Origin of the sequence: Shewanella sp. NKUCC06_TVS (assembly GCF_019345515.1) — a bacterium.
Classification (GTDB): Bacteria; Pseudomonadota; Gammaproteobacteria; order Enterobacterales; family Shewanellaceae; genus Shewanella; species Shewanella oncorhynchi.
The window spans coordinates 193,830-219,369 of record NZ_JAHKQX010000001.1 but is presented as its reverse complement, the minus strand read 5'-3'; the positions used below and the strand labels follow the sequence as shown (position 1 = coordinate 219,369).

Annotated in this window: 21 protein-coding genes; 11 read left to right on the top strand and 10 right to left on the bottom strand. The window is 45.4% G+C overall.

What is annotated here, in order from left to right; all coding sequences use genetic code 11:
* Positions 1-10 precede the first annotated feature (10 nt).
* Positions 11-1,822 (bottom strand): PDZ domain-containing protein, encoded by a 1,812-nt coding sequence (locus tag KO531_RS00885; protein WP_219250140.1) that lies wholly within the window; start codon positions 1,820-1,822, stop codon positions 11-13.
* Between the two features lie 134 nt (positions 1,823-1,956).
* On the opposite strand from KO531_RS00885, the gene KO531_RS00880 reads away from it, so the two are divergent.
* The 5 genes from KO531_RS00880 to KO531_RS00860 all read left to right on the top strand — a co-directional run bounded on the left by KO531_RS00880 (position 1,957) and on the right by KO531_RS00860 (position 8,600).
* Positions 1,957-4,119 (top strand): tetratricopeptide repeat protein, encoded by a 2,163-nt coding sequence (locus tag KO531_RS00880; RefSeq protein WP_219250139.1) that lies wholly within the window; start codon positions 1,957-1,959, stop codon positions 4,117-4,119.
* Between the two features lie 151 nt (positions 4,120-4,270).
* Positions 4,271-5,827 carry a GGDEF domain-containing protein gene (locus KO531_RS00875; protein ID WP_105249767.1) on the top strand — a complete coding sequence of 519 codons (1,557 nt, stop codon included), beginning with the start codon at positions 4,271-4,273 and terminating at the stop codon, positions 5,825-5,827.
* A 56-nt stretch (positions 5,828-5,883) separates the two neighbouring features.
* Positions 5,884-7,239 carry a nucleotide 5'-monophosphate nucleosidase PpnN gene (ppnN, locus tag KO531_RS00870; RefSeq protein ID WP_028760679.1) on the top strand — a complete coding sequence of 452 codons (1,356 nt, stop codon included), beginning with the start codon at positions 5,884-5,886 and terminating at the stop codon, positions 7,237-7,239.
* Between the two features lie 21 nt (positions 7,240-7,260).
* Entirely contained in the window at positions 7,261-8,067 is an 807-nt protein-coding gene (gene xni / locus KO531_RS00865) for a flap endonuclease Xni (protein ID WP_219250138.1), read from the top strand.
* Between the two features lie 110 nt (positions 8,068-8,177).
* Complete coding sequence (locus KO531_RS00860; RefSeq protein ID WP_219250137.1) at positions 8,178-8,600, top strand: DUF3192 domain-containing protein; 423 nt, start codon at positions 8,178-8,180, stop codon at positions 8,598-8,600.
* A gap of 99 nt (positions 8,601-8,699) precedes the next feature.
* Here KO531_RS00860 and KO531_RS00855 read toward each other — a convergent pair whose 3' ends face one another.
* The gene (locus KO531_RS00855; protein WP_219250136.1) at positions 8,700-11,534 is read right to left on the bottom strand and encodes a prolyl oligopeptidase family serine peptidase; all 2,835 of its coding nucleotides are present in this window, start codon (positions 11,532-11,534) and stop codon (positions 8,700-8,702) included.
* Between the two features lie 254 nt (positions 11,535-11,788).
* On the opposite strand from KO531_RS00855, the gene KO531_RS00850 reads away from it, so the two are divergent.
* Positions 11,789-12,796, top strand: coding sequence for an isocitrate dehydrogenase (locus tag KO531_RS00850; RefSeq protein ID WP_113941031.1), 1,008 nt, complete (start codon positions 11,789-11,791; stop codon positions 12,794-12,796).
* 221 nt (positions 12,797-13,017) lie between these two features.
* Here the strand turns inward: KO531_RS00850 and rlmM are convergent, their stop codons facing one another.
* The 4 genes from rlmM to KO531_RS00830 form a co-directional block, all read right to left on the bottom strand.
* Complete coding sequence (gene rlmM / locus KO531_RS00845) at positions 13,018-14,103, bottom strand: 23S rRNA (cytidine(2498)-2'-O)-methyltransferase RlmM (RefSeq protein ID WP_011846285.1); 1,086 nt, start codon at positions 14,101-14,103, stop codon at positions 13,018-13,020.
* 168 nt (positions 14,104-14,271) lie between these two features.
* Positions 14,272-14,664: a DUF423 domain-containing protein gene (locus tag KO531_RS00840; RefSeq protein WP_011918954.1), complete on the bottom strand. Its 393-nt coding sequence runs from the start codon at positions 14,662-14,664 to the stop codon at positions 14,272-14,274.
* Between the two features lie 28 nt (positions 14,665-14,692).
* Positions 14,693-15,367, bottom strand: a complete 675-nt coding sequence (locus KO531_RS00835; RefSeq protein ID WP_219250135.1) for an alpha/beta fold hydrolase — start codon at positions 15,365-15,367, stop codon at positions 14,693-14,695.
* A complete protein-coding gene (locus KO531_RS00830; RefSeq protein ID WP_105249769.1) occupies positions 15,348-16,259 on the bottom strand; it encodes a transcriptional regulator GcvA in 912 nt (303 codons plus the stop codon). Before KO531_RS00830 ends, KO531_RS00835 begins: the two co-directional genes overlap by 20 nt.
* A 227-nt stretch (positions 16,260-16,486) precedes the next feature.
* On the opposite strand from KO531_RS00830, the gene KO531_RS00825 reads away from it, so the two are divergent.
* Entirely contained in the window at positions 16,487-16,723 is a 237-nt protein-coding gene (locus KO531_RS00825) for a hypothetical protein (RefSeq protein WP_198572079.1), read from the top strand.
* A 135-nt stretch (positions 16,724-16,858) separates the two neighbouring features.
* Here KO531_RS00825 and thiI read toward each other — a convergent pair whose 3' ends face one another.
* From thiI to pomA, 3 genes are all read right to left on the bottom strand, one after another.
* A complete protein-coding gene (gene thiI / locus KO531_RS00820; RefSeq protein ID WP_028760687.1) occupies positions 16,859-18,313 on the bottom strand; it encodes a tRNA uracil 4-sulfurtransferase ThiI in 1,455 nt (484 codons plus the stop codon).
* Positions 18,314-18,761: 448 nt separating this feature from the next.
* Positions 18,762-19,688: a flagellar motor protein MotB gene (locus KO531_RS00815; RefSeq protein WP_113941028.1), complete on the bottom strand. Its 927-nt coding sequence runs from the start codon at positions 19,686-19,688 to the stop codon at positions 18,762-18,764.
* 3 nt (positions 19,689-19,691) lie between these two features.
* Positions 19,692-20,459, bottom strand: coding sequence for a flagellar motor protein PomA (gene pomA, locus KO531_RS00810; RefSeq protein WP_173497062.1), 768 nt, complete (start codon positions 20,457-20,459; stop codon positions 19,692-19,694).
* A gap of 314 nt (positions 20,460-20,773) precedes the next feature.
* Between pomA and xseB the strand changes: the two genes are divergently transcribed.
* The 3 genes from xseB to dxs are packed head-to-tail and all read left to right on the top strand — an operon-like array spanning position 20,774 to position 23,787.
* Entirely contained in the window at positions 20,774-21,013 is a 240-nt protein-coding gene (xseB, locus tag KO531_RS00805; RefSeq protein ID WP_219250134.1) for an exodeoxyribonuclease VII small subunit, read from the top strand.
* Between the two features lie 2 nt (positions 21,014-21,015).
* Entirely contained in the window at positions 21,016-21,897 is an 882-nt protein-coding gene (ispA, locus tag KO531_RS00800; RefSeq protein WP_219250133.1) for a (2E,6E)-farnesyl diphosphate synthase, read from the top strand.
* Positions 21,898-21,918: 21 nt separating this feature from the next.
* A complete protein-coding gene (gene dxs / locus KO531_RS00795) occupies positions 21,919-23,787 on the top strand; it encodes a 1-deoxy-D-xylulose-5-phosphate synthase (protein WP_219250132.1) in 1,869 nt (622 codons plus the stop codon).
* Between the two features lie 126 nt (positions 23,788-23,913).
* Here dxs and grpE read toward each other — a convergent pair whose 3' ends face one another.
* The gene (gene grpE, locus KO531_RS00790) at positions 23,914-24,534 is read right to left on the bottom strand and encodes a nucleotide exchange factor GrpE (RefSeq protein ID WP_028760692.1); all 621 of its coding nucleotides are present in this window, start codon (positions 24,532-24,534) and stop codon (positions 23,914-23,916) included.
* 100 nt (positions 24,535-24,634) lie between these two features.
* Between grpE and nadK the strand changes: the two genes are divergently transcribed.
* Positions 24,635-25,513 carry an NAD(+) kinase gene (nadK, locus tag KO531_RS00785; protein WP_081729057.1) on the top strand — a complete coding sequence of 293 codons (879 nt, stop codon included), beginning with the start codon at positions 24,635-24,637 and terminating at the stop codon, positions 25,511-25,513.
* Positions 25,514-25,540: the final 27 nt, after the last annotated feature.

Genomic DNA, 25,540 nt, shown 5'->3' with positions numbered 1-25,540 from the left:
CCTAACCACATTAAGCTTTAGTCGCTAACTCGCCTTTATTGTCAAACGGCCAATCAATGCCTAACCAAGTCTTGAAGAAAGCTTTTTGCTGTTTAGTCGCTTTTGCATCCCCCTTGAGCACTAGCTTACCGCTTTGTTGCTCGCCAAGGGTGAGCTGTACTTGCTTGATTTTATCGTTGCTAAATAATGTCACCTCTACACTATCGCCAACCTTAAAGTCTTTGATGCGCTTATAGAAACCCGCAGCAGTCACCTTGAGACCATTAATCGCTAATACTTCATCCCCCGCAACTATGCCCGCTTGCCAAGCAGGACCATTACGCAACACTTGGTCTAACACTAAAGAGCCATGGGTACTGCTCAAGGTCATTCCCGCAAATGCCTCAGCTTTTGAATCTTTACCATAGGACAGATTTAACCCTGCCTGTGATAATAATTCGGGGAAATCTAAACTCATGGGACTATTCACATTGGCTTGCCACCAAGGTGCATAATCTTTGCCGGATAAGTCTTTAAGAATATACTGAACATCACTAACACCATAGCCTTTTGGTACGCGATGTTCTTGATATAAACGACGGTGCACATCGCGATATGAATACTTAAGTTCGGAGTCTTGCAGTAATGAAAAATCTAAGGCTAAAGAGGTTAAGTAACCCTCTGAGTAAATATTTACACTGTGGTTAATAGCATAATCGCCACCGATACTGCTCCACTCCCCTGCACTCGCCTCTGCCACAGATTGAGTTTCACGACCAGGATTGAGTTGGTTTTTCTCGACGCGCTTGGCTAAATCTTCGAGGAACTCTTTAACTGTTATGACTCCAGCCCGCAACAGCAACTGATCTTGAAAATAACTGGTAGAACCTTCAGCCATCCACAGTAATTCCGTCATATTTTCATGTTGATAATCATAGGGAACTAATCCCTCGGGGCGATAAGCCTTCACGTTCCAGGTATGGATAAACTCATGGGATGCCGTGCTAATAAAGCGCAGGTAGTCCTTGCGTTCACGGAAACTAAAGCGCGGCAGCTGAATGACAGTAGAATTTAAATGTTCTGTCGCGCCACTGGCACCACTCGTTGCATGCACCATATAAACGTAACGATCAAAAGGATAATCATCCCAAATCACCTTAGCTTGACCGCTTAAGGCTTTAAGATCTTTTACTATTTTATCCGTGTCATAGTTACCTTCCCCCCAAAACACCAATTCATAGTTTTTACCATTAGCACTAAATTGTTTATGGGTACTCACACCAGTTTCAATCGGGGAGTCGATCAACACATCATAATTAGGGGCAATAAAGGAATGAGCGGCCTTACCCGATGACATCCCAGAGTAACTTTGCCAATTTTTAGGTACTTTTAATTCTACGGATATTGGTTCAGAGCGAAATTGCGGACTGTACATGAACACACCGCTAGCATCTAAATAGGCATGGCTCGCGTCAATATGGCGCACCCTTTGGCCTAATTCATTAGCATACAATTGATAACTGACGGTAACACGGGTTGGCTGCGTGAGCGCCACTTGCCATTCACCGCTCGCGGTGCGCTTCCATTGCAGTTCATGACCTTGACTATCTTTAGCACTAAATAAGCGCACACCATCGGCCAAAGGCAGTACTTGATATTTGCCCGTCCGCCACACAGGGAGATTCACCGTAAAATCGTTCGTCTTCACTTCAGGAAAAGTGACACTCACTTGGGCAATATGGTGTTCGGGTTTAATAAGGTCGATTTGGTATTTCACATCGGCCAATACTTGACCCGAAAATAATGCGCTTAATATCAAGATTGATAGTCTGTTGGGTTTCACTCTTGCTTCCTTCTGTTATTATGCTTCTTATGATTTTTCCAAGTATAACAAGTCGATGTAGCATCCTCATTAGGCGCTAACAAAAGCTAACAAAATAAGTTCCTTGACTAAAGGAATGAGGAATCACAGTTCAAATGCAAAAACTCACGGTTATTTTATTTACTTTGTTGCTGTCACTGCCTTTTACAGTCCAAAGCCGAGATCTCGAAGCGGATGAGGTTGAGTTAAGAGAATCACCGCAGCAAATGTATGATGCGCTCAACAAAACGATTTCCTTTCCCCTCGCATTTCAAAACCGTGACCAATTTGAGCGCGCAGCCCAAGAACAAGGCTACAATCCACTCGAATTTGAACAGATTTTGTATTTACTGGCCCGCCTCAATATGGAGCCGAACGTTAAAACCAAGGTCGATTTTCAAAACGCAAAAAGCTTGATTGAACTCCTATCGACTGCGGCGCAATCGCCCTATGAACTTGCCATGGTCGCCATGTTAAATGGCCGTTACCTTGGCCGTACGGAACAGAAATATCAAGAAGCGATTGGTCTTTATAACGAAGCGCTCACCCGCATCAACGACAGCTATGACATCGAAGCATTGATTCTTAAACACAATATTCATGAACATCTAGGTGGCTTACATTTATTGATCCGCCAGGAAGTGCCTGCACTGATGCACTTCCACACATACCGCGACATTGCCTATAAACTCAGAAACGATTACTTAATCGCGGCGGCTGAAGCGAGGCTTGGCTTTTATTACAATTTTAATCAGCAGCTTACAAAATCACTACAGCATTATAGTGAAGCGATTCGGATCTCCAATCGTTCTAATTACCCTTCAATGAAAACCAATCTGCAATTGCAACTTTCTAAGGTATACCGTGACTTAAAGCAGTGGGATGAAGCGCTTAAAAACGCTCATGAAGCCGCGGCTGGCTTTAAAAAGATGGGCAATGACACTTATCTTTCAAGTTGTATGACAGTGATCGCTATGGTCTATGGCGAACAAGGGGATTGGCATAAAGCGATTGATTACTACCTAAATGCCCAGCAATTAGATGCAAAACGCGGTAACTACATCGCACAGGGGCTTAATTTCCATAATTTAGGACAAGCCTACTCAAATATTAAAGACAATGTTAACGCCCTAAAATATTTACTGATGGCCAATCAAATATTCAAAGAAAAACAAAGCCATCACTATCAAGTTTATAACGAACTCTTAATTGGTGAAATCGCCCAAACCAACCAAGATTGGCCGCTGATGATGGCCCATGCCGATATCGCATTAGCACTCGCGGTCGATTTAAAACTGGTCGATGAACAAAAATCCGCACTCACCCTTATCGCCTCGGCGGCGCAAAAATTAGGTGAATTATCAAAAACCATCGATGCCCAAGCCCGTATCATTGAGCTAGGTAAAAAGCCAGCTGAGACAGATAAAGACTCCCCAGTGTCGGCCTCTGCCCTTGCAGAGCAACAACTTAAACTTGAGCTCAACATGCTACAGGGAAAACTCGTGGAGACAGTGAAAGAAAGCAACAACACTCACACGCTACTGCTCATTTGCAGCCTTATTGCCGGACTCTTGCTGCTCGTGATTATTTTCATGCTACAAAATCGTCGCAAAATAACAGCTAAAAACGCGGCATTAACTCAATTAACGCTACAGGAACCCTTCACTCACAATTTAGGATATGCCGCATTATTAGCACATTTAAGCCATAATCAAAGTCAGGAATCCACAACGGCACTCGCGATTATCGCCTTCCCCACCCAACTTACGGCGGATCTGGACTATGGCCAATATTTTAGTGATGCAGTAACAGCGCAAATTGCCAATCATCTAACGGATGCACTCGCAGCATCTGTTTATGTGGTACGCCAAGGGGTATTTGCGGTTCGTTTCACGCAACCTATTGAGCCGACACAAATACTCAGCCAAGTACGCCTGAAACTCGATCAACAGCAAATCACACATCATTTCCGTCTTGGCTTTGCGCATTTGCCACTTTTAGCGAAATCAGAAATTAAAATGGCCGCGAAATTAAAATTTGAAACAGTGCAGATGGCGCTTGCCTGTGCCCGTAGTTTAGGTGGTAATAACGACTATTATGTCGCTCTCAGAGCCCTCGACTTTGTTCCTTTGAGCTTATTTGCAAACCCGTTATTTTTGCACCTTGAAAAAGGCATTGAGCGTGGATTAATCAGATTAGAGACCAACGGCAATAAAGAGGATATTCGCTGGCCTTGCTGGGAAAATAACCAAGATAGGCAATTACTGGAAAATATTTGATCAATATCGGTAATTAATCACAGAGTCACTGGTAAATCGCATTTGCACTCTACGCCCAGTGTTATAACATTAGTATCATATGAGTTAACAGCTAATCTGGACATAGGATGGTCATGTTTTTTAGCCTTGCAGAGTTAGGACAATACTCAGGATGAAGGATTCAAGCGCTACAGTTTCACAACTTGCCTTGCTGCAACAGAAACTCCATTCGGCCAAACTTGCCCTTGATGAAGTTAATGAAGATAGAAATGCAAAGTTACAGACATTACTCCAATTTATTGGTCACTTAAGCCTCGCCTGTAAAGGGCAAAATCTTGAGCTGGATAATAAACTCGCCAAACTTCGCCATAACTTAAATACGTTTGAGCGAGTCGATGAGGCATTGCCAGAATTAGTTGATGTCGAGCGCCTGCTAAAAGGCCAATATCACCATGTGATGGTACAACTCGAAGAGAGTCGTACTGGTTTGTCACAGGTGATCCGTCAGATCCAACGCGTTAACTCTGCACCTGAAAAGCTCAAAAAAGAAGTCAATTACTTCAAGCAAGATCTGGCTAAACCTTTTCATACTGTGTGGGAATATATACCTAAAGTTAAGCAAATCATTGGCTTCTACGAAACCATATTACAGCTACAATTTAGCGAATCTGAAAAACTTGATGTCTTACCAAAGCACAGGCAACTAGCCCATGAGCTGGCGCAGATGATTTCGGAAATCGAGTTCCGTAAAGATCAACGTGACCAAGTATTAGTGATCAAAGAAGTACTCTCTTCTGAGATTGAAGTTGATAGCTTGCTCGAAGCCTACCAAACCATTTTAGCATTATTGCTTGATAACATCGCCCGCGAGAAATCGGCATCCCAAGAGTTTTTGTTTGCACTCAATGATGCCTTAGCCGCGGTGCGTGAAGTGGTGAGCGAATCTTACAATCACAATCAACGTAGCTTCCAATTAAAAACCCAGCTGAATCGTGAGATTAACACCCGCGTCGATAACGCAGGTGAAATCATTATCGATGTGGAAGACGTCGTTGACCTTAAAGCTCAACTAACAGAGCAACTTAACTCTATCCGCTCGGCATTAGCCCGTAAAGAAGCCCTAGAGCAAAGAGAGCAAGCTCTGCTGCGCAAGTCGATGGAGACAATGCGCAAAGAGCTTAATGAGTTAAGTAGTGAGGCTAACACCTACAAAGAGCGTTTGTTTGAACAACAAAAACTCAACTTACTCGACAGCTTAACTCAATTGCCTAACCGTGCTGCATTAGAAGAGCGCATGGAGCTAGAATACCGTAACTATCAACGGCATAAGTCCCCGTTGTGGGTTGCCGTTGCCGATATCGATCACTTCAAAACCATCAACGACAGTTTTGGCCACAGCACAGGTGATAAAACCTTGCAAGTTATAGCAATGGCATTGAAAAACTCCCTGCGAGATACAGAATTTGTAGCCCGCTATGGCGGCGAAGAATTTGTACTGCTATTACCTGATGTGGCCCCTGCTGATATCGCTCAACTTTTAAACAGAGTGCGCGAGAAAGTAAAAAATATTCCATTTAAATTTAAAAATCAGAGAATTACAGTTACAGTATCTATAGGGGCTGCGCAAGTTATGGGAAGTGAACTCATACATGAGACCTTTGAACGCGCCGATGCAGCACTCTACAAAGCGAAACACGAAAGCAGAGACAGGGTTGTGATTGACGTATAATTAAGCCCCACTATACGCCTCCTCTAATCACTCCTGTCATGACGAAGGAGTGGTAAATGATAGTAAAAGTCAGCCCAAAAGGCAGCATGGATCAGCTTTCGCAACTTGAAGTTGATCGACTCAAAAATAGTGCCAAAAGTGCCCTATACCAACTGTACCGCAACTGCTCCTTAGCAGTGCTTGCCGCGGGTTTAAAAACCGACAACTCTAAAGCCCTATTCGAGCAATACCATGATTTCGACATCAACGTTTTACAACGGGAGCGTGGGGTAAAATTAGAACTGATCAATCCCCCCGAACAAGCCTTTGTCGATGGTCAAATTATCACGGGAATTCAAGAGCATCTGTTCTCAGTCTTACGCGATATCCTTTATATCAGTGATAGATATGACTCACTAAAACACATTAATCTGACCAATGCCCACCATATCACCAATGTGGTGTTTGATATTCTGCGTAATGCGCGGGCGATAGCACCGATGAAAGACCCTAATGTGGTCGTCTGTTGGGGCGGACACAGTATTAATGCCATCGAATACCAGTACACACGTGAGGTAGGTTATCAACTTGGCCTGAGGGAATTAGATATTTGTACTGGCTGTGGTCCTGGCGCGATGGAAGGTCCGATGAAAGGTGCGGCGATAGGTCATGCCAAACAACGGATTAAAAATGCACGATATATTGGTTTAACTGAACCAAGTATTATTGCCGCCGAGCCACCGAATCAAATTGTCAATGAACTGGTGATCTTACCCGATATTGAAAAGCGCCTCGAAGCTTTCGTGCGCTTAGGCCATGGTATTATTATCTTCCCTGGCGGTGCTGGCACAGCTGAAGAATTGCTATATATATTGGGTATTTTACTTAACGAAGAAAACCAACAAACGCCTTTCCCGCTGATACTCACAGGCCCAACGGAGAGCGCAGATTACTTCATTAAGATTGATGAGTTTATTGCCTCAACCTTAGGACCCGAAGCTCAGAAAAAGTACCAAATTATCATAGATAATCCCACTGAAGTGGCACGCATCATGAAGCAAGGAATGGAGCAAGTAAAAGCCTATCGCCGCTCAACAGGTGATGCTTACCAATATCAGTGGGCACTGAAGATAGAGTCTGAGTTTCAGTTACCTTTTATCCCAAGCCACGAAGTGATGGCAAACTTAGATCTACACTTCCAAACCAACAAAGCCGAATTAGCCGCCAACCTGCGTAAAGCGTTTTCGGGTATAGTGGCGGGTAACGTCAAGTCGGAAACAATCAAGCACATAGAGCGTGATGGACCCTTCCAATTAAAAGGCGATCCCAAGCTCATGGATATGATGGATAAACTCTTGAGTGCATTTGTACAACAACAAAGAATGAAGCTTCCAGGAAGCGCCTATATTCCTTGCTATCAAATAGTGAAATAGAGAGCGAAGCAACAACACCCCATGAACAAGTTTTTAATCATCGATGGTCTCAACTTGGTTCGCCGCATCTATGCGGCGATCCCCGATGAATCCGATATGCAAAGCCTCACAGAGCGCGTCAGTTTGGCGTGTACTAAACTGCTGCGGGTGCATCGCCCTACCCATGTGGCTATCGTGTGGGACGGTGATGAAATCTCATGGCGTAAACAGCTTTACCCCGATTACAAAAAAGGCCGTAAACCTATGCCAGAGCCGCTGGCAAAAGGCCTTGCTGCGCTGCAAGATCACTTAACCATGATGAACATTGGCTCTATTTATGCGGCGGCTGAAGCCGATGATGTGATTGCCACTCTAGCGATAAAAACCGCCAAAGCGCAGGGTGAAGCCATTATAGTGTCCACCGACAAAGGTTTTAGTCAGCTCAATCATCGCCAAATCAGCCAGTGGGATCACTTTAATCAGCAGTACTTAGATATCGCTGCATTGGAACAAAAACTCGGTGTCGAACGCAGTCAATTTCTCGACTTGATGGCATTAGCTGGCGATAGCGGTAATAAAATTCCTGGTATTGCGGGCATAGGCCCTAAGTCGGCTGCCGAATTATTGAAAACCTTTAGAAGCTTACCAACCTTGTTTTCATCGCTATCTAACTTAGGCGCTAAACAAGCCAAAAAACTTGCCGAAGGTAAGGAGATGGCAAGACTCAGCTATAAGCTCGCGCAGTTACAAACAGACCTGCCACTCAATATTAATTTAAAAGATTTTCGCGTGATGAACTCCTTGCCTGATAATAACTGCCGGCCTGAAAACCCAATCAATCCAGCCTAAACATCTGTTAATATAAAGTTGCAATTAACGCATTTACCTTAGAACAACAAAAGCGTATTTTATGGACGTAATAACGTGACTCATTTAATGAGGTAAAGGAATAACTGTAAATGAAATCAAAAGTTTCGGTAATCATCGGTAGCATTTTCGCCGCCTACGTCGCCTTTGTCGCTGTGGTGGTACTCGTTTATGAACCTACGCCAGATGACATGAGTTGGGAGGACAGACAATCCTATAACAGCCAAAAAATGAACGAGTTAGCGCTAGGGCAAAATATCGTTTCAGTAAAACAGTTACTAGGTAAAGCTGACTTTTCAGAGGCCAAAGCCGTAAAAGAAACCAAGCTACAGGTGCTCTTTTATCGCACTCACCATGAAAAATCAGACGGTGTAACCACGAAAGAGGAATGTACCCCACTTATTTTTGAAAATGATCAATTGATTGCTTGGGGCCAAGATACCTATAAGCAATATCTCAATGCAGATACTGACACAGCCCTCAGCTCTGCCCAAGAGACATTAACCAGTAAATAAATACGACTGACAGTTAAATAAAAACGCCACCGAATCGGTGGCGTTTTTATTTTGACAATCAACGAATTGACTCAGTTGTAAAACAACTAAACCAATTGCCTATTCATCATCGGCCTTATACTCGACATAGGCTTCACCTTTGCTGAGCCATTCTGGCGCGGGTTTTCCCTTCAGATAATGGTCGAAATATTGCATCATGCGAATGCTGTAATCGAGCTTGTTCGGGTACTTTTTCAAGTGATGCGGCTCATCCTCGTATTGTAAGAACACCACCTCTTTACCCGCACGGCGCATGGCTAAGTACATTTCAACACCTTGTTCCCAAGGCACTGCATCGTCCTTATCACCAAACATGATCATCAAAGGCGTTTGAATACGGTCAGCATAAAATACTGGCGAATTTTCAATATACTTTTGCGGCGCGGCAAACAAACTTGCGCCAATACGACTCTGTCCGGTTTCATATTGGAACTGACGCGCAATACCTGTGCCGTGGCGAATACCGCTATAGGCACTGGTCATGTTCGATACTGGAGCACCTGCAACCGCCGCCTTAAACATCTTAGTTTGAGTAATGGCAAACGCCGTTTGATAGCCACTCCAAGAATGACCTTGCAAACCAATAGCATCGGGATCGGCAATGCCTATCTCAATCAGCTTTTGCACGCCAGACATGAGCGCTTGTACTGAGCTCGCCCCTGGGTAACCAATTTCAAAGCGAATGTCCGGTAGGAACACCGCATAGCCATTATTGATGTACCAAGCAAAGTTAGGTCTGTGGTTAATGTTCATCTGCGGGAAGGCATGCAGTCTATCCGTCATAAAGCGATAGTAATAAACCAGTACAGGATAGCGCTTACCCGCTTGATAATTCGTCGGCTTGATCAGCACGCCATCTAACGGTTTACCATCGCCATTTGTCCAGTGAACTAACTCGGATTGGCTCCAGTTAAAGGCTTGACGCTGCTTATCTAAATCGGTTTGCTTAACTGCATTTTGCGGTGCGCTATAGTTAGCCGTATACAAGTCAGGGAATAAGTCAAAACGTTCCTTAGAAAACACGATAGTATCGCCGTCTTTACTGCGTCCCAATACTGTCAGCTTATACTCACCTTGCATCAACGTCTTCACGCCTGCTTCGCCCAAGGTGGCTTGATAAAAACCATCGGCCTTGGTTTTATCACTATAACCGTGGAGTAACACAGTGGCGTTATAGGCAAGCTCTGCCGGCTCATCGGGATTATCGACTAAGCCCTCAAGGCGATATTGAATTTTCTGGGTACGCCCTTTACCTGCGGTTAAGGCAAAACCCGCCTTAGATTCGGTATTAAACTGCCAAACATCGTATTTGTCGTAAACCAAGAAACCCGCATCATTTTTAAGCCAAGGACCAAAACCATATCCTGGAGCACTGGATGGATAATCGTGGTCTTCATCGGCAAAACTGACCTTTAGGGATTTTGTGAGATTAGTGCGACGGTCCTGTGCAATATCATAGAGATACACATTACCTTGCTGATAATAAGCCACATACTTGCCATTTCCCGACAGCGTAGGCTCGGCATCACTCGGCTGTTGTGTCAAAAATGGCACTTTACTGCCAGTATTAATATCGACCAGATAATAATCTTGGTAGAACCCTGCCCAAGTTGCCATCTTGCGATAGGGCAAATCAGAACTGGCCAACATAAAACGTTTATGTTGTGAAATCGTCACATCTGGAACAGTTTTATCGCCAAGCTGCACCACTTTATTCGAACCTACATGCAATACCGCAGGGTAAGTGCGTTTTTGCTCATCCTCATATTGCTTGATTTCATTAGGCTTAATACGAGGATCATCCCCATGCCACACCTTAAGCCCACGCTGTCCGGTGACAATATTTGTATCGAACAGGTCTTTTTCTTCGGTGATCTTCTGCAAACTGAGCTGCTGACTCACCTCAGGTACGCGGCCAAAGAACAGCCGTTCGCTATCCAATGAGAAGCTTAAGCTAGTGTAGCGATTCAGTTTCCACTCGGGTGATTCAGGGGGGTTACTGATTTTGCCCGACTGCAAATCGACCAGCGATAACTGATAGCTGCGACCATAAGGTAACTCGCTGTCTTTGCCCTGCGTAAATGCAAGCCAACGACCATTTTTAGCCAGCGCTAACGCACCAATCTGTTGGCTAGGCGAATCAAAGGCAACGGTTTTTTTGTGAGTGTTTAAATCGACTAACTGCAATTGATGTTGCTTATTGGTGATATCGTTCACTGCCAGCGCGAGTCTACGGCTTGCCTTATCAAAAACATAGCCAGTAACCTGCTCGACATCAATTCGCTTTGTTTGGTCTTCTAAACTGAGCAACGTAAAACGTCGACCTTGGTCAAACTTATCGACCTTTGGCTTATCAATATTCGCAGGGCTTTGTGTGCCTGCTTCAGCGAGTTTTTCGGTAGTTTTAGACCCAGCATCTTTTTTGGACTCTTCATCAGCCTCAAACCCAATCGCCAGATGCCTACCGTCATCACTGAACACAAATTCCTTCACGCGCTCAAAGCGAGTTTGCGTGCCAGTTTGAGTATCGAGCAACACCATGTCGGACTTGAGTTTTTTCTTCGCCTTGGCATCACTCGTTTCACGCGTGAGCAAACTCGGTTTAACCACCACAGCTACATAACGACCATCGTGGTTCATCAAGGGATCTGACGCCCCCGCGATTTGATAGCTTTGCTGCGACAGGACATTTTTCACAATGACGTGACTATCCCCGCGATCGGGCGCAGACTCGACCGCGATGACTTGCCCCTTGTCTGCAATAACCGGCTTTTCAAGGGATTCAAAATGCATAATGTCTGTTAGGGTGAGCGGTTTAGTGCTGGTTTCAGCCTGCACTGCTGGCAATATTCCAAGGGATAACAAAACCAGAGATGTGATAGGGATTAACTTCAATGTCTTCCTCTTTTATATATTTGTTAGACTAAAGTAGACTTTTTTAACCATTGGCTCTCCATCATGGTGAGAACCCAGTATTTTTACAAGTTATACCACATAAAAAATCGTGATATTGCTCACTATTTCCTGTGAAGTTTGACCAAAGATGGTTAAAATAATAGGCAGAAAAAATACCAAATTCATAGTCCTGCTATCCAGTTAGCACTGGGGCAGACAATTGCAGTAACGACGAACCGTGGAAGGACTTCTCCATGTCAAAAAGAACGATAACCGTAATTCCAGGTGATGGAATTGGCCCAAGTATTATTGATTCAGCCTTAAAAATTCTTGATAAAGCGGGCTGTGATTTTGAATATGAATTTGCCGATGCCGGCCTGACTGCACTTGAAAAGCAAGGCGAGTTACTGCCAGCACGCACTTTAGAACTCATTGAAAAAAACCGTATCACGCTGAAAGGGCCGCTGACGACTCCCGTTGGTGAAGGCTTTACTTCTATAAACGTAACCTTGCGTAAAAAATTCGGTCTGTATGCTAACGTACGCCCAGTACTGTCTTTCAAAGGTACCCAAGCCCGTTACGAAAATATCGATATCATCACAGTACGTGAAAACACCGAAGGCATGTATTCTGGCCATGGTCAAAAAGTGTCTGAAGATGGTTTAACAGCCGAAGCAACCAGTATCGTCACTCGCCAAGGTGCCGAGCAAATCGCCACTTTCGCCTACGAACTAGCTCGCAAAGAAAACCGTAAGAAAGTCACTATTGTACACAAAGCCAACATCATGAAGTCAACGTCAGGCCTGTTCCTGAAAGTGGCCCGTGAAGTGAGCCTACGTTACCCAGACATCAAGACAGAAGAAATGATCGTCGATGCAACGTGCATGAAGTTAGTGATGAACCCAGAAAACTTCGATGTGATCGTAACGACTAACCTGTTCGGTGACATTTTATCGGATCTGTGTGCCGGTTTAGTGGGTGGTTTAGGTATGGCTCCAGGTGCAAACATTGGCCGTGATGCAGCGATTTTCGAAGCCGTTCACGGTAGTGCACCTGATATCGCTGGCAAAAACCTCGCAAACCCAACCTCAGTGATTTTAGCGTCTATCCAAATGCTGGAATACTTAGGTATGGCTGACAAAGCTGAGCAAATCCGTAAAGCGGTATCTGCAGTCATTGAAGAAGGCGACCGTACGACTCGCGATTTAGGCGGCACTCACGGCACGACTGACTTCACGCAAGCTGTGCTTGAGCGTCTGTGATCTCAATGCTAAGCGCGTTTAAGACGAGTCTATAAACGCGCTTGTTCAAGCAAAAGCTTAAAAGAAGCAAGCGCTTGAAACTCAAATGAATAAACACGAAAAAGCCCCAAAGTTTCCTTTGGGGCTTTTTGTTATCTAGCTTTTAAACCTGCGTGGCTTTAAACCCGCGTGACTATTACCATTCTAACGACAACAAGATCACCGCAGGGTTAGCACTGGAATTAATTCCACGCGGTATTAGGACGTAGCCATAAATGCACAGTCACTTCATCACGGTCGTGATAAAGATGCTTACACTGTACTTTAAAATCGGTCACACCATTCTCTTTAAGAATCGTCTGCATGGTCTCAAGGATAGCAGTCACTTCTTTATAGCGGCTCTTCATCGGTAATTTAAGGTTAAAAATCGCTTCCTTAAACCAACCGTTAATCGCCCAAGCTTCAATCAGTTCGGCAACACGCGCAGGTTTCTCAACCATGTCGCACACCAGCCAATAGATATTTTTACGTTGCGGTTCGAAACGGAAACCGTCTTCACGGTAATGTTTCACTTGGCCCGTTTCCATCAGTTTTTCATCCATAGGGCCATTATCAACTGCCGACACAAACATGCCGCGACGCACCAGTTGATAAGTCCAGCCACCTGGGCAAGCGCCCAAATCCACTGAGTTCATGCCACTGCGAATACGCTCTTCTTGCTCTTCCTTAGGCACGAATTGGCCAAAGGCTTCGTCGAGTTTCAGACTAGAGCGACTCGGTGCATCCGCCGCCATTTTAAGGCGTGGAATGCCCATAAAATGTGGCGAACTGTTATTGCTATAGGAATAACCCACATAGGCGCGGCCGGGTCCAATAAAACACACGTGGATAATCGGACGTTTGGGATTTTCCTGCGCGAGCAAACTGCCCGATTTTTTCAAATGCTGGCGTAAAGGCACTGTGAACTTACGGCAAAAAGCCGAGAGCTCTTTCGCTTCGTTAGTGTCAGGTGTTTCAACCCGCACTTCACCCGCTTTGCTGACGTCACTGAGCGCCGCAACGATTGGGCTTATTCTGTCATTTTCAGGCAAGTCAACTAACAAGTCGCTAGCAGCAAACATCTGGCGGGCGAAAATGAGCGAATCTAAAGGTAATTGTTTGACTAACGTATCAGCAGCGTCGTCTTCAAAACATTGGTATACAACATAAGCGTCGTTATTGTTGGCCTTAACAAAGCCACCCACATTGAGCTCACCGGCTCGCTGTTGGATTTCTGCAGCGCATTCTTTTTCAAAGCCTGCGCGGCAAAATAAAAATAGGTTTTTCATGGGGATCCCTGAGAAATCCAAGCCAAAGCATTGGCTGACTATCGATTTGGGTGCCAGTATACCAATTTCAATCCACAAATGCCCTATTTGCCTACTTGCGTTGCGATTAGAGAAATAAAAAAGGCTTAGGTGCGCCCTAAGCCTGTTAACTCACATAATCATCAGCGATTAAGACTCATGACCGTCGATAACTTTGTGACGCCATACAGCGGCGGCAAATAATAACCACCCCAATAAGAAACAACCACCACCCATAGGCGTAATAGGACCCAACCACTTAGTCCCAAACAAGGCGAGTCCATATAGTGAGCCCGAAAATAGTACTATGCCTGCGACAAAGAGATATGCCGACCAGTCCAGTAAACGCGAGGTTAACCATTGGCCCGAGAAGGCAACCATGATGAGGGCAAAGGTATGGTAGAAATGATATTGCACACCTAAGTTAAAGACTTCAATTAAGTTTGGTGGCGCGACCGCTTTTAAACCATGGGCACCAAAAGCCCCTAAGGCGACGGCTAAGAATCCGCTCACGGCGGCGAGTAACAATAAACCTTTACGCATTTAACGCTCCTGCTGGAATGGGATTAACTCATTCAACATTTATTCGCTCAACATCAAGCTCACGAATAAAATCACTTGATAAATCAATAGCACGTGCAAGGTTAGCGGCTTCACTGGTGCCTGACGACTTTCTTGGGACAAAACTATGATCGCCGTCGGTTATCCAAGCCAATCCTATCTCAGCTTTCAAGGGCCAGCTTGGGATCTGCGCTTTGCCACCAAACTTATCCCGCTCACCCTGTACGACTAATACTGGGACTTGGCATTCATTCAAAGGTTCCAATCTAGGCTCGCCGCCTTTGAGTGGCACAAAAGGATAACCTAAACAAATCACCCTATCGATGCGCGCCGCTAATGCAGGATCGCAGGCTAATAGGGCCGCCATACGACCGCCCATGGATTTCCCCATTAACACCACACGTTTAACTTGTGGTTGTGAGTGGGCGATATCGAGCATCTGTGTAAAACACGCGAGCAATTTAGGCGCGCGGTCCGGTGGACGCCGTTTGCCATCGACTGCATTCGCCTGCATATAAGGAAAATTAAAGCGCATCACTCGGAAGCCCTGAGCAACTAATCCCGCCGACATGGCCTGCATAAAATCAGAATCCATGTTAGCACCTGCACCGTGGGCCAATAAAATCAAAGTACTCGCAGTCTCCCCTTCTAATACATAACTCGGCTTATCCAGGCAACAACTCACTGCGAGACTCCTCGGCAAACATGTCTAACATCCATTCACGAAACGCCACCACTTTACCTAGCTCAGCATGGTTTTGCTGGCAAACTAAGTAGTAAGCATCTTTACTGACCAAGACTTCTTGGAATGGGCACACAAGTCGCCCAGCCTTGATATCGGGGCGTGCCAGCACGCTGTAACCCAGAGCAACCCCTTGACCGTGGGCCGCCGCCTGCAATACCAAAGACGAATGACTGAAAATAGGTCCTTGATTCACATTAATATCGGTAATGCCACATTGCCTAAACCACGCCTGCCAATCGTGACGATTCATATCATGTAATAACGTGTGATACTTTAAATCGCTCGGTTTTGAGAGTGGTTTAGGACCATTGAGCAACATGGGCGAACACACGGGAATAAGCACTTCGTTTCTGAGCTTATCTGCACGTAGCCCAGGCCAATTACCTAAGCCATAATAAATAGCCACATCCACATCATCGGTTAATGAACTCGCTTCGGTATCAACGGCCTTAATTCGCACATCGATATCGGGATTTTTCTCACTGAATTTAGCCAAACGTGGCACTAGCCATTGAATCGCAAAACTGGGTGACATACTGACCGTCAGCGAACCAATCGCACTGCGGGCGAGTAATCTGTCGGTAGCATCGGCAAGCTGAATAAAGATATCTTTGATGTCGAGAAAATAGCTTTGCCCTTCTTCGGTTAATAGCAAAGAACGGTTCTTTCGACGAAATAATTTTAATCCGAGGAAATCTTCTAATGCCTTTATTTGATGGCTCACCGCGGCCTGTGTAACAAACAATTCTTCCGCTGCCCGCGTAAAGCTCAAATGCCGCGCGGCTGCCTCAAAAGCTTTAACCGCATTAAGCGGTGGTAATCGTCTCGACATAGTGATCTCAGTCTCGTTTTTTAATTAGTTTTTCTAATCCGTATTGTTACATTTAATCGTTTGTAAAGGCCAGCGTTTTTGGTTAAATTTTGCGCCAATGAAACAGCTTATCAACGAAACACCAATAGCGATGAAACATCCATAGCTATGAAATACCTAAGTTAGACAATCTCAAAGTTGATGATGGGAATGTCTGACAGCGTTAATTTGTCAGCCCGGAGGCGACTATGTTCAATTTAAAATCGGCGTTTGCGTTAATATTAGTCTCAGCACTCAGCTTTAATGCCAGTGCAAATGTACTCGTTGACGAAATCGTCATCGACACAAGCGACTTGCAAGCCAATATCACTGCAGATTTAACCGCTGCAATGAATAAAATGCACCAAGAAGTGCTACAAGAAGCCACTCTGTTGATTGCCACAGATGATGTCACATCTCATCAGCAGGTCGTTAAAGCCGAATAACCTAAACGACACTGAAATTCAGGTCACGCTCAGTAAGAGCAAAGAAAAAGCCGCATTAATATGCGGCTTTTTTGTACTTGAATAACAAATCAATCCCACTGACGATATACGGCAATGGGCAAGTTTTCGCCCGACTTATGGGCGATACACTTTCACGTTCGTGTAGCCTTGCTCGATTAAATACAATGCCTGCAATTTACTCATCACCCCACGCTCACAATAGAGCAAATAAGTCTTTTGCTTATCGAGATCGGCAAACTGAGTCGCTAACTTGAAGAATGGGATACGTTTAATCTCAATACCTTCAATTTGCAGCGGTTTGCTTTCCTCTTCTTCAGGGGCACGAATATCAATGACCACTTGGTTAGTATCGATACTGGCAACCGTTTCAGTCTCAGTAATCCGAGTATCCATTTGTTCTGCGATCTCCCTGATATCGATAGTGACAGATTGGGCGATGATCTGATCAATCAAATCCTCAGAGAACTTTTTCTCTTCCGCTTCAACCTTAGCTAATACTGCTTTTACCGTTGGCTTTTGCGAAATTACGCCGCAATATTCAGGCATTGATTTAGCAAAATCTTCGGTGCCGATTTTACGGCTCTCGTTGATAATGTCTTGCTTATCCATGGCGATTAAGGGACGTAGAATCAATAACTCAGTACAACGGTCGATGACGTTTAAGTTGGTCAGGGTCTGGCTAGACACTTGGCCTAAACTTTCACCGGTAACTAAGGCTTGAATGCCCATACGCTCGGCTATACGCGCCGCGGTACGCATCATCATGCGTTTCAATACAACGCCCATTTGACCGTTATCGATACGCTCTAAAATCTCAGCAACAACAGGCTCAAAAGGCACGGAGATAAACTTCACTTTATGGGATTCACCGTAGGTTTTCCACAAATGGTAAGCTACTTGTTTAACACCAATTTCGTGCTGTGCGCCGCCCAAATTGAAGAAGCAGTAGTGGGTACGAGCGCCTTTTTTGATAAATTGATAGCTAGAGACGCCAGAGTCAAAACCACCCGAAATCAAGGACAATACATCTTCCTGTGTTGCCATCGGAAAACCGCCTAGACCTTCAATACGCTTAGTCACCATATAAAGGTTATCGCGCTCAATCTCTAAATTAACGGTAATGTCTGGATTCTTTAAACGCACGCCCAGCGCATCAGTAAACTGGTTTAAGCCACCACCGACATAACGCTCAACTTCAATAGAATTAAAATCATGATCGCCAGTACGCTTTACTCGCACGCAGAAGGTTTTACCCGCGAGCTGGTCACGGTAAACAGGCAAGACTTGCTGATAAATATCATCAACAGATTCAAAGCTGTACTCATCCACTTGCACTACGTGTGCAATGCCAGGAATACACGCCAGACGCTCACCGAAAGCTTGGGCCAATTCAGGCTTATCCTTTGGTACCATCACCATAATGCGGTCCCATTGACGCTGCACTTTTGCATCTTCGTCAACTTTTTTAAGCACATTACGGATGTTAGTTTCGAGCATTTTGGTGAAGCGCATGCGTACAGGCTTGCTCTTCATCATGATTTCTGGATACAGCTTTACAATAAACTTCATGGGATTTCCGCGGGCAATTTTAAAACAGCAAATTGGTTAAAAGAATAATCGGGGGATTATATACCCAAGCAACCTAAAAAGGCGAGTTTCAGCGCACATAGCCAACAGCCACACAGGCCACATTTGTGGCGTATTCATTGCGTATTAATGACTAAATCACGGCAGCTAATTAGGCTGAAATAATGTCACTAAAGCCTACTCGAGTGGTTTGAAGTGCCCTGCTTAAAATAAGTGATTTGAGATGAATCATTAACAATAAGTCGTTGAGGGATAGTTAAGGAAACTTAGGGATTACACACTCAATGTGATTAACGTAAAGCCCAAATGGATTTAAATCAACCACAGAAATTTGATGCATAACACGTTAACTAAAAAGGGAAAAGTCCACATTAGCTCGATAAAAAAGCCGCAAGATTATTGCGGCTTTAGATTGGGAGTATCTAAACACTTAAGGCGAATTACCGATCTGAATTTCTTCAGACTCCTTCGCTTTACCTTGCTCAATAGCAATTTCAACCCTGCGGTTACGGGCACGATTTTCCGGAGAATCGTTAGGCACAATCGGATTGTTAGACGCCATACCAACCACTTTCATTCGATTAGAATCAAAGCCGCTGACCTGTACTAACTCATGGGCCACTGCTACGGCACGTTTGCTGGATAAATCCCAATTAGAACTATAGAGCTCATCGCTTATTTGCATATCATCCGTGTAACCTGACACTGTGATGACACCTGGCACATCTTTTAACAATTCGCCGACTGAGCGCACCACAGGTTTAAATCGAGGCTGTAGGAAACCTGAGCCAGAAGCAAATGACCCCTTCTCACGTATACGAATAATAATCTGCTGACCTAATGACTCAATTTCAATCGCTCCATCGGTGATCTCTTTATTGAGCTCCTGCGCCATCTTCTTCACTTGCTGATTGATCTTTTCTTGCGCCGCTGCCGCTTCCGCTTTAACCGCATCGGCAACTTCTTGCGCCGTAGCACTCGCTTCGCCACCCCGCTGAGAACCATTTTGCTGCTGCACGCCGCCCGCACTATCGTCTTCACCCGCTTGGAAATCCAATACAGGTTCAGTCATTTCATTCGTTTGCTGGTTAATGATTTCAATCGGAGTCGGATCGGGGCGACCGGGTCTAAATTCTAAGGCAATGACAGAAGTCCCTTTCGGGATATCTTTAACTTCCACCTTATTTTGCACACCAAAGGCATACTTCATTGAGCCCGCGATCTGCTTAAACTTCATCACGTCCATTTCAGAAAATGACAATAACAATACGAAGAAACACATCAACAGCGACATCAAGTCAGCAAATGTTGCCAACCAGAGCGGTGCTCCGGGCGGTGGACAATTGCACTTAGCCATGGGCTACTCTCCGTCCGTTGTATCGATTTTACGATTTTTTTCAGCGAGATAATTTTTCAAAAAGCCTTCAATCACCCGCGGGTTTTGTCCGTCTTGAATCGCCAATACCGCATCCATAATAAGGTTACGATTGAGCATTTCCTCCCCCATCCTAAGCGTTAGCTTATCCGCGATAGGAAGACAAACCATGTTAGCAACCATAGCGCCGTATAATGTGGTTAACAACGCAACCGCCATCGAAGGACCAATAGATTTAGGATCCGCCATATTTGATAACATGGCCACGAGACCAACGAGTGTACCTATCATCCCCATCGCTGGCCCAACATCGCCAAAGGCTCTAAATATGCCAATCCCCGTACGATGACGTTCTTCCGTTAGAGCGATGTCCTTCTCTAGAGCTGCACGCACTACTTCACCATCATGACCATCGACTAACATATCGACAGCCTTTTGCATAAAAGTATTGCTAATTTGCGCTTCTTCTAATGCCAAAAACCCCCCTTTACGGGCAGCATCCGCCATAGTCACTGACTGTTCAATCAAGTCTTCTGGTTTATCAATCTTAAATACAAAAGCTTTCAAAGCAATTTTAACGGCGCTTAAAAACTGTTTAAGAGTGAACTTCATCATTACCACGAAGAAGGACCCACCGAACACAATCAGGATCGAGGGCACATCAACGAAAATCATCAAGCCGCCACTGGTCACCATAGCGCCGAGAATAAAACCAAAGGCTCCCACAATTCCGATTATTGTTGCTAAATCCACAACGGCTCCTCAATTTTCGTAATAAACGACATAATACTTACTCTGGGTAAGCAAGAACACTCAGTTATTCTACCGAATAAGATAATCCCACCGACACACATACGAGCCTTGTTTATCCAGTTAAAAATTACCATACAAATGATGATACTATTGTCAGTTATCGGACACACACTAAGCAAGTTTAGCGACAATTTATATTTTCTGGAAAAATTTCAGTAACAAAGCGTGCTATTGAGCAAATATCTTTAGTCTGAATTTGACCCTTACGCCGCCCTGATATACCTTGTGTCCGCTAAATCAAAGGAAACCTGAACGTGGCGAAGAAACCCGAAAATCTTAGTTTTGAAGAATCCCTTGGCGAACTTGAACGCATCGTTGCCGATCTAGAACAAGGCGATATCTCCCTCGATGACGCGTTAAAACAATTTGAGCGTGGCATCAATCTCGTTCGAAATAGCCAAGCAAAACTCGAACAAGCCCAACAAAAAGTGGCCATTTTACTGAAACAAGATGAAAATGCGCCCCTATCCCCCTATGCCATTGAGGGCGAATAAGCGTGTTAGTCAGTACCATTCAAGAATATCAACAACGAGTTGATAATCAATTAAAACAGCGTTTTAGTACGCTTGAAGATACAGCTCCCCAATTAAAAGCCGCTATGACTTACGGTGCCTTATTGGGAGGGAAGCGCATTCGACCGTTCCTCGTATACAGTGTAGGACGCATGTTTGGGGTCGAACTCGAAAAGTTAGATGCTTGCGCCGCAGCCATTGAATGTATCCATGCTTATTCATTAATCCACGACGATTTACCCGCCATGGACGATGACGAGCTCCGCCGTGGCCAGCCGACCGTACATATTGCCTTTGATGAAGCGACGGCCATTTTAGCGGGGGATGCTCTGCAAACCTTAGCCTTTGAAATTGTCACCGAAGCCGTACCAGGGATCAGCAGCGAACAACATATTGCTATGGTAAGAGTATTAGCCAAAGCCTCAGGTTATCGTGGTATGTGTGGAGGCCAAGCGATAGACTTAGCCTCGACCGATAAACATATTGATCTTAACGCGTTAACTCAGCTACATAATATGAAAACCGGCGCCCTTATCAGCTGCGCCGTTGAGTTAGCTTTGATCGCCGCAAACGCGCCAAAAGATCAGTATGCTGCTATGATGGATTTTGCTCGTGCGGTCGGACTCGCCTTCCAAGTACAAGACGATATCCTTGACATCGTAGCCACCACCGAAGAGCTAGGTAAACCGCAAGGCTCTGATACTGAATCGAATAAGAGTACGTTTCCACAACTACTTGGACTACAAGGTGCACAAGACACCGCCAAACAACTGATCCAAGAGGCACTATCAGCGCTGGCTAAATTGCCATACAATAGCCAGTTAATTGCAGACTTCGCCCGCTATATCATTGAGCGAAGAATATAATAAGAGTCGAAGTATCTCGCTATGAGTTTGGACATTTCTCAGTTTCCCGTGTTGGCGCAGGCCAACACCCCCAATGAGCTCCGCCAGCTTCCTCAGGCACTTTTACCACAAGTAGCCGATGAACTGCGCGAGTTCCTTCTTAAGTCTGTTGGCATGTCCAGCGGACATTTTGCCTCTGGGCTCGGCACAGTAGAACTCACTGTGGCACTGCACTATGTCTACAATACCCCCTTTGATCGACTGATCTGGGACGTAGGCCATCAAGCCTACCCCCATAAAATTCTCACAGGTCGACGTGACAAGATGCACACCATTCGGCAAAAAGATGGCTTACATCCTTTCCCATGGCGTGAAGAAAGTGAATACGACACTTTCAGCGTTGGCCATTCTGGCACGTCGATTAGCGCCGCGCTGGCGATGGCGATAGCTGCAGAAAAAGAACAAGCAGGTCGTAAAGTTGTAGCTGTGATCGGCGATGGCGCTATGACCGGCGGCATGGTGTTTGAAGCCATGAACCACGCGGGCGACTTGCACAATGACATGCTCGTGGTACTGAACGACAACGAAATGTCGATTTCAGAAAATGTCGGCGCCCTCAACAATCATTTAGCACAACTGATGTCAGGCCGTTTCTACACCACACTGCGCGAAGGCGGTAAAAAAGTGTTGAAAGGTATGCCAGTCATCAAAGAAATGGCCAAACGCACTGAGGAACACCTCAAAGGTATGGTCGTTCCTGGCACTCTATTTGAAGAGTTAGGTTTCAACTACATAGGTCCTATCGATGGCCACGATGTAGACGCTCTGGTCGAGACCATGCGCAATATGCGTAATCTGAAAGGTCCACAGGTGCTACACATCATGACCAAAAAAGGTCGTGGTTATGAACCTGCTGAAAAAGATCCTATCGGTTGGCATGCTGTGCCTAAGTTTGACCCATCGCTATTTAAAAAACCGGCCACCAAACCCGGTTTACCGACCTTTTCTCAAGTCTTCGGTAAATGGTTGTGCGACATTGCCGAACAAGATGAGAAAGTGTTAGCGATTACTCCTGCGATGCGTGAGGGTTCTGGCATGGTGGAGTTTTCCCAGCGCTTCCCGAAACAATATTTCGATGCAGCGATTGCCGAGCAGCATGCCGTCACCTTAGCGGCGGGTTTTGCCTGCGAAGGTTTCAAGCCTGTAGTCGCGATTTACTCGACTTTCCTGCAACGCGCCTATGATCAGCTTATTCACGATGTCGCACTACAACAATTGCCCGTGTTATTTGCCATTGACCGTGGCGGTATCGTCGGTGCAGATGGTCCAACCCACCAAGGTGCATTCGATTTAAGTTTTATGCGTTGTATCCCTAATATGGTGATCATGGCGCCGTCCGATGAAAACGAATGTCGTCAAATGCTCTACACTGGCTATTGCTATGATGCGGGCCCAAGTGCGGTGCGTTACCCAAGAGGTAGTGCCACGGGAGCGATGCAAGTCGAGTCCATGACTGCGTTGCCAATTGGTAAAGGTGTCATTAAGCGCATCGGTAAGCGTATTGCCATACTTAACTTTGGTACCTTGCTCGCATCGGCATTAACCGCTGCCGAAAGCTTAGATGCGACGGTTGTCGATATGCGCTTTGTGAAACCACTTGATGTTGATCTGATAAAAGAAATGGCACTAACCCATGAAGTGTTAGTCACTGTGGAGGAAAATGCCATTATAGGCGGTGCGGGTGCAGGTGTTCTTGAACAGCTTCAAAAGCTAAAAATGCCTAAAGCCGTACTCCAAATAGGTTTGCCAGACGAGTTCATTAAACATGGCTCGCCAGAAGAAGTCATCCACGACTTGCAACTGGATGCCGAAGGCATACTGGCGCAAATCAATGCTTATCTAGTGCAATAGGCTGAACTTGCTTATCTCGTTAAGACGCTAAATCTTATCAATAAAAAATTCCGCCCATAAAAAAGGACTGCAATTGCAGTCCTTTTTTGTTGCTGTCTGTTATAACAGCGGCTGATCCAATAAAGCTTAAGCTTCGATATCTATCGTTGCGCTTTCTTGGTTAGGGCCACCCTGTGACACCATCACCATAGCAGGGCGCAGCAAGCGACTGTTCAGCTCATAACCCTTTTGCATCACCAACATCACAGTGTTCGCAGGGAACTCGGCGCTTGGCTGCATGCCAATCGCTTGATGTTGGTCAGGGTTAAATGACTGACCTTGTGGATCAATTTGCTTAACACCAAATTTAGCCACCGCAGTGAGTAAGCTTTTTTGAGTTAACTCAACACCTTGATAAATCGCTTTCGTCGCTTCATCTTCTGGGTTTGTACCCATTAGCGCGCGCTCCATGTTATCAAGCACAGGCAAAAGCTCATTGGCGAACTTTTCCAAGGCAAACTTGTTCGCCTTTTCCACATCCATTGCGGCACGACGACGAATGTTATCGACCTCGGCTGCGGCGCGGATGACTGAATCCTTCTGCTCTTCAACTTTCGCCAAAGCTTCAGCGAGTAACTGTTCCAGCTCTTCAATACGGAAATTGGCCTGGGTAAGCTCATCGATCAGACTTGCTTCTGCGGTAGATACTTCAGACTCTACACCCTCTTGGATCAGATCCTGTTCTGCTTTAATCGATTCGTTGCTCATTTTCACTCCAGCTAAAAATGCTTTGTTTCTGAAATACTCTGGGCATATTATGGGGATCAATTTTGACGTTTCAAGGCCTAAGGCCAGATCTAGCATAAATATGACCACAAAGTTTCATACTATCGGCCTTATCGGCAAACCTCACCACCAAGGGACCAACCAAACCTTAAAGCGTCTGCATTATTGGCTGACAATGCAGGGCTTTGAAGTCTTAGTGGAAGAGCGTGTTGCTACCGAATTAGGACCCAATATCATAGCGGTCGATTTACTAGAAATTGGCGCGCGTTGCGACTTAGCCATAGTCGTCGGTGGTGACGGTAACATGCTCGGCGCGGCAAGGGTATTAGCCCGCTTCGATTTAGGCGTGATTGGGGTTAACCGCGGCAATTTAGGCTTTTTAACCGATCTGCCGCCCGATGCCTTCGAAGAGGCGCTCGCCAAGGTACTCGATGGAGAGTTCGATACCGAGCATAGATTCTTACTCGAAGCCGAAGTCTATCGCCACGGTATGCTCAAGGCGAGCAACACCGCCGTCAACGAAGCCGTACTCCATCCGGGTAAAATTGCCCACATGATTGAGTTTGAGGTCTATATTGACGATCAGTTCATGTACAGCCAACGTGCCGACGGCATGATAGTGTCAACGCCTACCGGTTCAACGGCCTACGCCCTCTCCGCTGGCGGCGCTATTCTGACGCCTAATTTACAGGCCCTAATCTTAGTACCTATGTTCCCGCACACTCTGTCGTGTCGCCCGATTGTTGTCGATGCGTGCAGCACCATAAAAATGGTTGTGTCACCTGAAAATGGCGAAAACCTCGAAGTCAGCTGTGATGGCCACGTGCATTTAGCCGTGTTACCCGGCGATGAAATCATAGTGCGCCGCAGCTCTGAACGTTTACGGCTTATTCATCCTAAAGGACACAACTATTTCCACGTGCTGCGGACCAAATTAGGCTGGGGCAGCAAGTTGTTTTAAGTCTGTATCTTTGGGCTAAATCACCAA